The 12889-nt window shown below is 62.1% G+C and carries 9 protein-coding genes; 3 read left to right on the top strand and 6 right to left on the bottom strand.

Features of this window, described 5'->3' with window-relative positions; genetic code table 11:
- Positions 1 to 67: 67 nt before the first annotated feature.
- Complete coding sequence (locus H8S62_RS11095) at positions 68 to 1201, bottom strand: GLUG motif-containing protein (RefSeq protein ID WP_186919362.1); 1134 nt, start codon at positions 1199 to 1201, stop codon at positions 68 to 70.
- Positions 1202 to 1238: 37 nt separating this feature from the next.
- Positions 1239 to 5036 carry an S-layer homology domain-containing protein gene (locus tag H8S62_RS11100; RefSeq protein ID WP_186919364.1) on the bottom strand — a complete coding sequence of 1266 codons (3798 nt, stop codon included), beginning with the start codon at positions 5034 to 5036 and terminating at the stop codon, positions 1239 to 1241.
- A gap of 278 nt (positions 5037 to 5314) precedes the next feature.
- Between H8S62_RS11100 and H8S62_RS11105 the strand changes: the two genes are divergently transcribed.
- Positions 5315 to 6997, top strand: a complete 1683-nt coding sequence (locus H8S62_RS11105; RefSeq protein WP_186919366.1) for a glutamine--tRNA ligase/YqeY domain fusion protein — start codon at positions 5315 to 5317, stop codon at positions 6995 to 6997.
- Positions 6998 to 7089: 92 nt separating this feature from the next.
- Complete coding sequence (locus H8S62_RS11110) at positions 7090 to 8136, top strand: threonine aldolase family protein (RefSeq protein ID WP_155149601.1); 1047 nt, start codon at positions 7090 to 7092, stop codon at positions 8134 to 8136.
- Between the two features lie 89 nt (positions 8137 to 8225).
- On the opposite strand, the gene H8S62_RS11115 is transcribed toward H8S62_RS11110, so the two are convergent.
- Genes H8S62_RS11115 through H8S62_RS11130 form a run of 4 tightly spaced genes read right to left on the bottom strand, consistent with a single transcriptional unit; the run spans position 8226 to position 10137 of the window.
- The gene (locus H8S62_RS11115) at positions 8226 to 8465 is read right to left on the bottom strand and encodes a hypothetical protein (protein WP_186919368.1); all 240 of its coding nucleotides are present in this window, start codon (positions 8463 to 8465) and stop codon (positions 8226 to 8228) included.
- A 57-nt stretch (positions 8466 to 8522) separates the two neighbouring features.
- Positions 8523 to 8864: a hypothetical protein gene (locus tag H8S62_RS11120; protein ID WP_155149606.1), complete on the bottom strand. Its 342-nt coding sequence runs from the start codon at positions 8862 to 8864 to the stop codon at positions 8523 to 8525.
- A gap of 37 nt (positions 8865 to 8901) precedes the next feature.
- On the bottom strand, positions 8902 to 9312 hold the full coding sequence (locus H8S62_RS11125; protein WP_279287759.1) for an MmcQ/YjbR family DNA-binding protein: 411 nt from the start codon (positions 9310 to 9312) through the stop codon (positions 8902 to 8904).
- A 39-nt stretch (positions 9313 to 9351) separates the two neighbouring features.
- On the bottom strand, positions 9352 to 10137 hold the full coding sequence (locus H8S62_RS11130; protein ID WP_186919371.1) for a hypothetical protein: 786 nt from the start codon (positions 10135 to 10137) through the stop codon (positions 9352 to 9354).
- Positions 10138 to 10616: 479 nt separating this feature from the next.
- On the opposite strand from H8S62_RS11130, the gene wsfD reads away from it, so the two are divergent.
- A complete protein-coding gene (gene wsfD / locus H8S62_RS11135) occupies positions 10617 to 12794 on the top strand; it encodes a glycan biosynthesis hexose transferase WsfD (protein WP_186919373.1) in 2178 nt (725 codons plus the stop codon).
- Positions 12795 to 12889: the final 95 nt, after the last annotated feature.

The following is a 12889-nucleotide window of genomic DNA, read 5'->3' on the forward strand; positions in this document are numbered from 1 at the left end:
ACCAGACAAACAGAGCGGGGCGGACCAGATGGTCCGCCCCGCTCTCTGCTTTTCAGTCTGCTGTGCCTTAATAGGCGGTGCGCGCCTCGACATAGCCGTTAGGGTATGTGTTGCCGCTCATCGTAAGCGCAGCGGCGCTGTAGTTCTTGGCATATCCGAGGATACCGCCCACAGGGTACGTCCCCGCCGCGCTCGTGATTGCGCAGTCGCTGTCCACCGTGCAGCCGGAGATGGTAATTGCCGTGTTGCCGCCGCAGGTGGCCTCGCCCACGATACCGCCGGCCGCAGGGCCGGACTTCGTAATCCTTGCAAGGAACTGGGAGGTGGTGTTTGTCGTATGGACTTGGGTATTGACTGCCCGGCAGTCCACGACGCTGTTCCCATACAGAATGACGCCGGCCACCCCGCCGGCCTGGCGGGTGGCGGTGACGGAGCTGTTGCTGACGGTGCACCCGGAAAGCGTGATGTTCCCCTCGCCGAGGAAGCCGATCATACCGCCCACGTTGTCCCCGTCAACGGTGGTGGTCTTTTTTGTCGCGGTGATAACGGCGCCGTCCACCGTGCAGTCTGTCATCGTGCAGTACCCGGACCCGACCAGCCCGCCGGCATACTGGTTCCCCGTCACCGTGACGTCCTTTGCGTGGCAGTTGGTAATCCGCGCAGTGTACCCCTGTCCAACCAGCGCGCCCAGATACCGCTCGCCGGTCAATTCCACGTTGGTAAGGCAGATGTTCTGGAAAACCGGGGTCCCGGCGCTCTCGCCAAAGTTGATGTTGCCGAATAACCCCGCATAGTCGCCGGCGGCGGAGACGGTAAAGTTGGAGATGGTAACGTACCCGCCCTCACCCGCGTCTGCCGGCACGCCCTTGAAGGTACCGTGGAAGTTGTCAATCGGCGTCCACGCTTGATGATTGAGATCGACGTCCGCCGTTACGTTGAGCGTGTAACCGGAGAAGGCGGCGGGGATGTCCGCGTTATCGGTGTCCGCCCCTCTGGAGTGGGCCGACACCCAGGCCAGCTCCTCTGCGGTGGCAATCGTAATCTCACGGTCGGAAATCACAGGCACGGAGTAGGTCTCTCCGTCCCACCCGTCTGCCGACGGCGTTTCCGGCACATAGGCGGCGAAGGATGGAATTGCGAGAAGGGATGCTGCCAGGGTAAGGGCAAGGAACAGTGCGAGGGCCTTTCCTGTGTGTTTCATGGGAATACCTCCTTCATTTCACTGACGGTCTCCGTTTTTATTTCAGCGTAGGATAATCCGCGCCGGTTTTCAGTTCCCAGATTTCGGCGGAAAAACCGGAGAGGTTGGACAAATCTATAAATTGCTCACTGCTAATTTCCGTTACTTTCAGGTCTTCGTCCATGGTCAGATCTGATTCCGGCCCAAATTTATTGTTTCCTGTGATTGCACCGCTTCTGGTATAGCACCCTGTGCACAGGACACCGTCCATGGGCACCGCAATCATGCCCGCCCCAAAATTTGACGCCGCATCCTCGCCCACTGTGATGCCTCCATAATTAAAGCAGTGTTTGAGGGTTGTAACTAACTCATTGGCATTATCGGTGCTTGCCATAATTCCGCCCGCAATTTCGCCTGACAACGCGCCTGCGTTGTAGCAGTCGGTAATGTGAATAGCAGCGTTATATTCGGCCACAGCACAGGCTGTAATGATTCCAGCTACACTCTGTCCGCTGACAGACGCCTGGTTCCAGCAGCGCTCTATGGTGGTCTCATCTACTGCCAAACAGATCAAACCACCGGCCATACTGCCCAGGTTGTCGTTGTCAGACGGGACCGTCAGGTTCGCAATACTTCCGCCGAATCCGCACCCGGTCAGCGACACTTTCTCAGCATAGCACACCAGTCCGGCGGCGGCCAGGAATTTACCCGACAGCTCGCCCTCCACATAGAGGTCTTTAAGCGCCGCCGCCCTGACGTATCCGAAAAGCGCGGCCGGTGTCTCTCCATACTCTTCTCTGGTAATGGAAAGTCCCACAATGCTGTAACCGCCGCCGTCAAAGACGCCGCTGAACGGCTTTGCCTGTGAAGGACTGAATATGTCGCCCGACCCGATGGGCGTCCACCCGTGTCCGCCCAGATTGATGGCGGCGGTCAGGGTGATGGTCTTCCCCTCAAAGGTGTTGCCCCCATTTACAAGCCGCGCCAGCCCCGCCAGCTGCTCGGGGGTACTGATGCTGAACGCAGAATCGGTATCGTTATACCAGCTTGTATCCACACTGGTCCCGTCCCAGGGCTGGGGAACCGGAAGCTCCGCGCCGGGGACATTCTCCCAGGCCAGAACGGGATTGCTCTCCGCCACGGTCCGCCACGCCGCCGCGTCCGTCATATCGCCGTTGTTGAGGGCCACGGCCAGGCCGACGCTCTTGAGCTCCTCCGCCGTCTTGGCCTCAAACTGTCCGGCGATATCCGCCGCGCCGGTCAGCATCGCACCGGACCCGCCGGACAGCACATAGCCCGAGCACGCACCGAAATCGGCGGTCCCGGAAAGGTAATAGTTATTCCGGAACCTTGTGGACAGATTGCCGCCGGTGGAGCCGTAAATCCCCGCGCTGGTGGTTTTGCCCTCGCGCTCGTTTGTCGTCGTAACGGCGCCCGTGCTGTAGCAGTACTGAACCAGTCCACCGCCTGTGGCGTCCGCGCCCAGAATGCCGCCCGCCGCGGAGTGCAGGCCGTCCACCGCGCCTAAATTGTAGCAGTTGGCGACGAAAACCTTCTCGTCGATGCCGCTGTTCAGCGTACCCACGATGCCGCCGGCCACCGCGCCGGCCACCGCGCCCTTGTTGTAGCACCGGTCAAAAGAGGTCATGCCGGACAGGCCGGTAATACCGCCCGCATACGCTTCAGCAGCAATGCTGCCCTCATTGCCGCAGCGCTCCACGGTCAGATAGCCGGTGCCGTTTGTCCGCGTATAGCCTGCGATGCCGCCCACCTGGTCCTTACCGTTGACGGAGGCGAAGTTCATGCAGTCCTGAATGCTGCCGACATTCTGTCCCTTGGACCCTTCCACGCGGATCATGCCCGCGATGCCGCCGGCGGTGCGGCAGGAAGTGCTGACCGCGCCCCTGGCCGTAACGCCGCTGAGGTCGATGAAAATGCCCTCGGCCACCACCAGGGCGGTGTACCTGCCGTTGTCGTCGTGGTCCTTGTCAAACACATACTCATTGGCCACCGTGCCGGAGACCGTCACGTCCTTGATGACGGCATGCCGCTCCGCCGTGCCCGCCGCCCGGCCGAAGAGGGCCAGATGGCCGTACTCCGCGTCGCTGGTGATGGACAGGTTCTCCACGGTCTTTCCATTGCCGTCGAAGCTGCCCTCAAAGGCGTGGTCTCCGTTGCCGATGGGGGTCCAGTTCTGGTTGTTCAGGTCGATATCCCCGCCCAGCCTGACGGTCTTGTCCTTGAAGGTCTCTGTGCCGCTGTTCACCTGGGCGGCCACCCAGGCCAGCTCCTCCGCGCTCGATACGGTGTAGACCCCCTCCACGGGGGTGACTTCCTTCACGCTCGTGCCGTCCCAGCTCGGCGGGACATAGCTCCCCCCGCCCGTGCCGGTGGAGGGCTTGGCGCCGCTCTCGGTGGTGGTGGAGGTGCTGCCGCCCTTGAGCGTCTGATCGTTGGCCTTGGTCCCCTCGGCGTTCTTATCCACGGTGACCTTGGTCCCCACGGTGTTCACGCTGTTGTTGTCGCCCTCCACCTTGGCGCTGGCGATTTTGCCCTCGCCCTGGATGGCCGCACCGTCCGCCTTGGAGGTGACGGACTGGATGGCCGCGCCCTTGTCGGCCTGTACGGTGGCCCCCTCGGCCTTCTCGGTCAGGGTCACCTGGTCCACCTTGCCGCCCTCTCTTGCCACGGCGGCGGCGGCGGGGGCCTCCACGGTCACGCTCTTCACCTGACCGGCCACCACCACCTGCGCGCCCTCGGCGCTCTCCGCCACGGAGGCGGTCTGGACCTTGGAGTCCTTCTCCACCACCAGCACGGCCTTCTCGCCGGTGATCTCAGCCTTGCCGATGTCCGCGCCCACGGCGTTGACCGTCACGCCGGGAGCCGCCAGGGTGAGGCTGCCCAGCTCGCCCACCACGGTCACGGCGTCCGAGCCGTCGGGGATCAGCACCGCGTCCACCGCGGCGCCCTTCTCCACCCGCAGGCGGAGCTGGCCGTCCCGGCGGGCCAGCACGACCTCGCCCACCTTGGTGGAGCCGGTGAGGATGATGGAGTGCGCGCCGCCGCCTCTGGCCAGCAGGCGGCCCTCCACGGTCACGCCGTCCAGGGTCACCTCCCCGTCGCCCACGCCGTCGCCCAGGATCAGGTCGCCCTTCACCGCCGTGTCCTTCAGGGTGACGCCCGCCGTGTTCACCAGCACGCTGCCGTCGCCCAGGTCCGTCACCTCGCCGGGCGCGGATATGTAGCGCTTGACCATATTGTCCATCATCTGGGCAAACTCCGCCCGGGTGATCTCCGCCGTGGGCGAGAGCAGTCCCCCGGACCCGGAGACGCAGCCCGCCTCCACCAGGCCGCTGACGGACGCGCGGGCCCAGTCGGCCACCTGCGCGCCGTCCTGGAAGGCGTCCAGCGCCTTGCCGTCCCCGGCGGAGAGGTGGAACGCCCGGGCCAGGACGGTAAACGCCTCCTGGCGGGTGATGCGCGCCTCGGGCCGCATGGCCGCGTCTACCTTGAAGGTGCCCATGGCCGCGGCCTTCCCCATGTCGGCGGCGTACCAGGCATCCGCCGCCACGTCGGCCACGCCGGTCAGCTCCGCCGCCTTCTCCGCGCCGAAGGCCCGGTTCACCACCGCGGCCAGCTCGGCGCGGGTCAGCGCGTCGCCGGGGCGCAGCCAAAGCGCTCCGTCCCGCTCGCTGCCCCGGAGCAGGCCGTTCTCCACCGCGCGCTCCAGCGCCCGGGTGGACCAGTCGTCCGGCATGTCCGCAAAGCCCTCCGCCGCGAAAGCCCCCGGCAGACAGCACAGCAGCAGCGCCGCCGTCAGGATGATCGCCAGTGTCTTCTGCAATCGTTTTTTCATACCTGTTTTCCTCCTCTATTTTAGATAGCACACATTGTCTTTTGCTTCGCAAAAGACAACAGACAGATATCTGTCTGCCCATGTGATCCGGTTACACACATTCTAGCTCATCCGCGCAGATTTCGCAACATATATTTCCATAAAAGTTTATATTCTGTCAATCCGTTTTCTATTTTCCCTTTCTCCGCCCGCCGGCGCAAAAAATGCCTTTACCCATTGCAATTTCTCCCACCACGGGGTAAAATATGAAGGTTCTATTAAACGAAGGAGTGAAAGAAATGCCAGAAGAACTGAAGCCCGCCATGGCCCAGAATTTTATCCATGATTTCATCGACGAGGACATCGCCCAGGGTGGCCGGTTCCAAGGTATGCAGGTTCACACCCGGTTCCCGCCCGAGCCCAACGGGTATCTCCACATCGGCCACTGCAAGGCCCTCATCATCGACTTCGGCACCGCCGAGAAGTACGGCGGGCTGTGCAACCTCCGCATGGACGACACCAACCCCACCAAGGAGGACGTGGAGTACGTGGAGGCCATCAAGGAGGACATCCACTGGCTGGGCTTCGACTGGGGCGACCGCTTCTACTTCGCCTCCGACTATTTTGATAAGATGTACGAGTACGCCGTGGAGCTCATCAAAAAGGGCCTGGCCTACGTCTGCGAGCTGACCCCCGAGGAGTTCAGGGCCCACCGGGGCGACGTGGGCACCCCCGCCACCTCCCCCTACCGGGACCGGCCCGTGGAGGAGTCCCTGGACCTCTTCGAGCGGATGAAAAACGGCGAGTTTGAGAACGGGCGCATGACCCTGCGGGCCAAAATCGACCTCGCCAGCGGCAACTTCAATATGCGCGACCCGGTCATCTACCGCATCAACCATATGCACCACCACCGCCAGGGGGACAAGTGGTGCATCTACCCCATGTACGACTTCGCCCATCCCCTGGAGGACGCGCTGGAGGGCATCACCCACTCCCTCTGCTCCCTGGAGTTTGAGGACCACCGCCCCCTCTACGACTGGGTCATCCAGAACTGCCCTGTGCCCGCCAAGCCCCGGCAGATCGAGTTCGCCCGGCTGGGCATCAACTATACCGTCATGAGCAAGCGCAAGCTGCGCCAGCTTGTGGAGGAGGGGCGTGTCTCCGGGTGGGACGACCCCCGTATGCCCACCCTCTGCGGCCTGCGCCGCCGGGGCTACACCCCCGCGTCCATCCGCAATTTCTCCGAGCGCAACGGCGTGGCCAAGGCCGCCTCCACCGTGGAGTTCGGCTTTCTGGAGCACTGCCTGCGGGAGGATTTGAACGAGACCGCCCGGCGCGTCATGGCGGTGCTGCGGCCCATTAAGCTCACCGTCACCAACTACCCGGAGGGCCAGAGCGAGACCTTCACCGTTGAGAACAACCCCAACCGTCCCGAGGACGGCACCCGGGAGATTACCTTCTCCCGCACCCTCTATATTGAGGCGGACGACTTCCTGGAGACCCCGGTGCCCAAGTTCAAGCGGCTCTACCCCGGCGGCCCCGAGTGCCGCCTCAAGGGGGCCTACCTCGTCACCTGCACCGGCTGCGTGAAGGACGCGGACGGCAACGTGACCGAGGTGCTGTGCACCTACGACCCCGACTCCCGCGGCGGCGACCCCTCCGACGGCCGCAAGGTGAAGGGGGCCACCATCCACTGGGTGGACGCCGCCACCGCCGTGGACGCGGAGGTCCGGCTGTACGACAACCTCTTTGCCGACCCGGAGCCCGACGGGGGCGACAAGAACTTCCTGGACTGCCTCAACCCCGCCTCCCTGGAGGTCCTCACCGGGGCCAAGGTGGAGGCCGGCCTGGCCGGCGCGCAGGCCCCCGCCTCCTTTCAGTTCATGCGGCTGGGGTACTTCTGCGTGGACAGCAGGGACTCCCGGCCCGGGCAGCTGGTCTTCAACCGGTCGGTATCGCTGAAGGATTCCTTTAAATTCTAAGTCATACGCGGCAAGCCGTGTCCCCGCGCTCCGTTTCGGCCCGCGCGGGGACACGGCTTGTTTGACGTGCACTTTTATATGGGGTGAACATCATGTACAACTTCCGCAACGACTACTCCGAGAGCGCCCATCCCGACGTGCTCGCGGCGGTATGCGCCACCGCCGGGGCCCATGTCACCGGCTACGGGGCCGACGAGTACTGCGCGCGCTGCGCCGACCTCATCCGGGAGCAGTGCGCCTGCCCCCGGGCCGACGTGCAGTTCATGGTGGGGGGCACCCAGGCCAATTTCACCGCCGTTGCCGCCTTTCTCCGCCCCTGGGAGGCCGTGATCTGCGCCCGGTCCGGCCACCTGAACGGCCACGAGGGCGGTGCGGTGGAGGCCGCGGGACACAAGCTCCTCCTGGCCCGGACCGGCCCCGACGGCAAGCTGACTCCCGCCCATGTCCTCCCCATCGTGGAGGAGGGCGGAAACGACCACGTGACCCTCCCCCGGCTGGTCTACGTCTCCGACGCCACCGAGACCGGCGGCGTGTATACCAAAGCGGAGCTGACCGCCCTCTCCGAGTGCTGCAGGGCCAACGGCCTTTACCTCTTTTTGGACGGCGCCCGGCTGGCCGCCGCCTTCGGCTCCGGGGAAAACGACCTCACGCTGCCGGACCTGGCCCGGCTGTGCGACGTGTTCTACATCGGCGGCACCAAGAACGGCGCGCTGATGGGCGAGGCGCTGGTCATCGTGAATCCTCAGCTCCAGCCCTATTTCTTCCGGGTGAAGAAGCAGCGCGGCGCGGTGCTGGCCAAGGGCTGGCTGCTGGGCGTGCAGTTCGACGCGCTGCTGCGCGGCGGCCTCTACTGGGAGCTGGGCCGCAATTCCACCGCCATGGCCCAGCGGCTCCAGGCGGGGCTGGCCGGGCTGGGCGTTCCCATGCTCTCCCCCTCCCCCTCCAACCAGATTTTCCCTCTGGTGCCCGACGGGCTTCTCCCCGCGCTGGACCGCCTGTGCACCTATGAGTTCTGGAGCAAGCCCGACGCACACCATACCGCCGTCCGCCTCGTCACCTCCTTCGCCACCACCCAGGCCGACGTGGACGGCTTCCTGGCGCAGCTGCAAAAGGTCCTGCAGCGCCCGGAGCTTGGCTGAACGACGAAAGAATCCCTGCACCTTTCCGGTGCAGGGATTCTTTTCTGCTTCCATGGCATGATACCAAGAAGGTGAACGATGCAAAGTACTCATAATATACAATCAATGATGATATGCTCCCATATCTCATTGATATTAACCTTTTGTAGCATCGTATTTTTAATCAATTCCTGCGGAGAAGAAAAATGCTGGGTATATTTTTCTTCTTCACAATAGATAAACCAATCAGTTTCGGTGCGTCTGCTTTCAAAATAATGCTGACCACAGTAGCTGAATTCAATTTCTCTCCCCATAAAAACCGCATCTATAAATTCCTGCTTAATATTCATGGGAGCACCTCTCGTTAGACAAATAATCTGTTGTCCGCCTTTTCCGCCTCATGCGTATCAGTCCAATAAGGCGCAGTCGTTGATAAAATCAAAAACAGAATGGTTTTGTGTACCGTCTGGTGAGAACACAGAAAATGTAGTTTCAGATTTCCATTGGCAATGAGATGGCCCGCTACCTAGATAATGCCACTGTGAAAACAATGAGTTTTCCCTTACATAATAATTACCACTATACCCAAAGCCGCCTTTGTCTGTCAACCAACCCAATATTTGATAATCCCCGCCGGGAGAATCGATATGCCAAAATGTTGTTCGCAAACAGAATAGCAAAGCAACCGTCATAAACAGTATAATAAAAGCAATGATTACAGTTTTAAAACGTATCTTTGCCTTTTTCATACCTGTCTCTCCCTATTTACCGCTGCTCACGCTGCTTTTATGTCCTCGCCCACTGCCTATCAGTCCCGTAAGGCGTACTTAAACCGGCCCGCTGAACTGCAACGTAGCGTACAATCTTTTTCTTCCCTTTTGCCGCAGCAGCGGCAAAGCTCATTTCCAACAGCATTTTGATGTTCTCATCCGATACCCTGCCGTCCAATGCGGTGGTAATCCAGCTCTCCTTGTTCATGGCAGGAAAAAAGCCCGGCTCGGTATGCACGGCGCCTATGAGAACCCGGTCGCACTTCACGTTGACAGCATCCAGGGTATCCTCCTCTTGCAGGCCCAGCTTGGGTTTCGGAACACTCATAACCAGAGCAAACCACTTCTTGCTCGCGTAATGGCGAAATACCTCATATTCCGGATATTTCATCCACGGATGGTCCGACTCCGCACGATAGGTCTCCAGAACGCTGCGCGCCGGGTTATCGCGCCCTGCGGTGTGCTGTCATTCGGAACGGGTGCGCACACCGGGGCCCGAGGGGTCCCAGATCTGTCCGTCCAGTCCATCCACCATATCGATCTGTACGATCACATCCTCTTTTGTGAGGAATAGGATCGAGCGGTCATTACCTTCGGGTGCATAGACATAGCAGCTGTCGTGAGTCGCATTGCCGTAGTCCGGATCATTGTCCGTCCAATACCCCTCGTGCTTCTGAAGTTCCGGATAGGCCTCCTTCAGCTCCGTCAGCGTGTTGCCCGGGTGAATGCCCCGCGGCGTTTCACAGTCAGGCTGGGTGGTGGAAATATAGTATGTGACGCTGTATCCCGGCTCGTCCGGCCGGTCACCGTAAAAGTCAGTGAAAACCGTGGTTGAAAATCCGTCGAAGTAGCGGTGCTCAACCGTTCCAAAACTCAGCGCCGCCAGATCCTGCGCCGGTTCGGAGACATAATCAACGCCCTCATAGGGTACGCCGAGCGTTGCCTCGTAAGCGTCGCCCAAACCCACATGCCAAAAATCCCCGCTCACCTCGCGCCATGGCATCGTCATGGCCCATTGCGCATCATACGCCCAGGCTTTCTTGATGCTTTCTATTTCCTCCGGCGACAATTTGGGCGCAGCGTCCGGGGACGCGGAAGGCTCGGGGCCTGGGGTCGCCGCAGGAGGAGCGGGGGGCGTCGTGACCGGCGGCGGAGCTGTTGGGGCAGACGGCTGCGCCGGCTGGGGCGCGCAGGCTGTCAGCATCAGCAGACATACACACAGCAGCAGCGGCAGACGACCTTTTCTTTTCATATAATACGCCTCATTCCATATTAAGCAATTCACATCAAATATGAGCAGTCCCTTGCGCGCCTTTCCCGCCGATTGCGTAACCGTCTAACAAGGCGCGCTTGACTCATCCTGAACGCGAGGTTGAACGTTACGCAAACTCAACAAGGTTTGCTAAACGCTCTGGAACTTTATTTTTACTGCTTAATTCAAAATCACCATAGGGCGTGACAAGGGTATTAGGCGCCAAAGCATCAAAAAACGGCTGTTCCAAGTTCTTTAATCTGGGGAAAATTCAATGTACACAAGGGATTTCACAGTCCGGGGCTTTTTGACACAGCAAATTCAAATACCACTATTGATATACTAACACACCGCACTGTTCTTCTCAAGTCCGTCCGCCGCCCTCGCCTATCCCCCCGGGGCGCCTCCGGTCTCCCTTGAAAAACGGCGCTTTTCATAGTAGAATGGTTAAAAATCATCATGGAAACGGAGCTGTCGTAATGCAGGAAACGCCGCAAACCGCGCCGCCGGCGCGCTTTTATGAAAAGCACGGGGCGCTCTGCCTCGCCCTGGCGGCGGCCGTCCTTATGGGACTGGTCCTCTTCGCCGGGGACGGAGTCGGCCTCTCCAACAACGGGGACTACGGCCGGGTGATGTCCACCAACTCCCTGACCTACGCCGATTCCACCGGCTCCTTCGTCTATGAGGACACCTTTCGCATGGTCTTCGAGGGCCCCTCCGCGGTGGGCAAGCTCTGCCGCCTCCTCTTCTCCCTGGAGAACACCGGGGCCTACCCCTCCGTCCACCTGGTCTTCGTCCGGGCCTCCCTGGCGGGGAACCTGGCGCTCAACCTGCTGACGGGCCGCCCGCTGGATACCTACCATATCCAGGTGCTGGGCCTCATCTATCTCCTGTGCTATGCCGGCCTGCTCTTCCTCCTCTTCCGCTCCTTCCGGCTGCAAAGGCCCTGGATGGACCTGCTCGTCAAGCTGCTGATGGTGGCGGTCCTCTGCGACGAGGGGTACATCGCCTACTTTAACTCCCTCTACAGCGAGAGCGTGCAAATACTGGGCCTGCTGGCCATGGCGGTCTTCGCCCTGCGGTGCCTCACGGGCCGGGGGCGGCTCGTGGTGAACGCCCCCCTCTTCTTCCTCTCCTGCGTGGTGTACGGCTGGAGCAAGTTCATCAACATCCCCGTGGCCGTTCTGTGCATTCTGGGCCTGGGGGCGGTGCTCCTCCTCCGCTCCGGCGGGCGGCGGCGGAGGTGGCTTGTCGTCAGCGGCGTGCTCTGCATCGCCGTTCTGGGCGCGGTCTATCTCTCCCTGCCCGGCTGGATGGACTACGAGACCAACTACAACTCCGTCTTTTACGGCGTGCTGAAGGATGCCTCCCCCGAACAGCGGGAGGAGTACCTCGCCGACCTGGGCCTTCCGGCGTACATGGTGGAGTACGCGGACTCCAACTACTATATGGACCGGGCGGCCTCCGCCCGGGAGAGCGCCGAGTTCCGCGCTGACTTCTCCCAGATCTCCAAGTTCGACCTTCTCTTCTTCTACCTGAGGCACCCCGGCCGCTTCCTCCAAAAGCTGGACGTGGCCATGGCCCACAGCGGGTTTATCCGGCCCTACTACCTCTCCAACCTGGACGCCGGCCACCCCCGGCTCACCTTCGCAAACCGCTTCGGCGGCTGGTCCTACGTCCGGGGGCAGCTCCCCTTCAACACCTGGGCCTTCAGCGGCCTCGTCACGCTCGCCGGGTGCCTCTGCCTCTGGCGGCTGCTGAAGGGCGGCAGAGGGGACAAAAAGCGCGGGCTCCAGGCGGCCGTTCTGGTGCTCACCCTCCTGGGCTCCATGGCCTACCAGTTCCTCATGCCCATCGTCACCAACGGCGAGGGGGATCTGGCCAAGCATATGTTCGCCTTCGCCCAATTTATCGATCTGCTGCTCCTGCTCCTGCTGGTCCGGCTGGGGGCGGCGCTGTGCCGCATGAAGCGGCTCAAATACCCCACCCCCGTCCTGGCGGGCGGACTGGCCGCCGTGCTGTGCCTGGGCCTGCTGGTCCCCGCCGTGCTGGGCGCCGCCAGGACCGGCGAGACGGTGGTCCTGGGCAGCTGGGAGGGGACGCCCATCACCTGGCAGGTGGTCTCCCGCGGGGATGGGAGGGCCGCCCTTCTGGCCGACCGCCCCGTGGCCCTTCTCCCCTTTTCGGAGGGCGGCGGCGACGGCCTGGGCAGCAACCTCTGGTCGGACTCCTCCCTGCGCGCATGGCTCAACGGGGAATTTCTGGAGGAGGCCTTCACCGCCGACGAACGCGCCCTCCTCCTCAGCGTTGAACACCGGGTCCTCCTCTCGGGGGCCAACAAGGCCCTGGCGGACAGCGGCTATAACGACTTCTTCGCCTTCCACGTCCCGGCGTACAGCGACCGGGGCACGGACGCCGCCCTGGCCGAGACGGTCTCCGACGCGGTGCGCCTGCCCGATATCGGCCTCATGGCGGATCTCTCCCGTTCCGGGCGGCTGGGCGGGGCCCCCTGCTGGATGGAGACCCCCTACTACAACAACGCCTCCATGCTCCGCATCCTGGGGAGCGACGGGTACTTCTATATGCACGACGCCGCCGACGCCTGGGGCGTGCGCCCTGTGATTGTGGTGGAGGAGGCCGCCCTCGCGCCCTCCTGAAGCCGCCGCCTGAAAACGGCCCGCTGTGCGGGCCGTTTTTTCTGCCACCTTTTTTCGGCTGAGCCGTATATACCGGTAGAAGCGCTTCGAGAGGG

The organism is Lawsonibacter faecis (genome assembly GCF_014287675.1).
Classification (GTDB): domain Bacteria; phylum Bacillota; class Clostridia; order Oscillospirales; family Oscillospiraceae; genus Pseudoflavonifractor; species Pseudoflavonifractor faecis.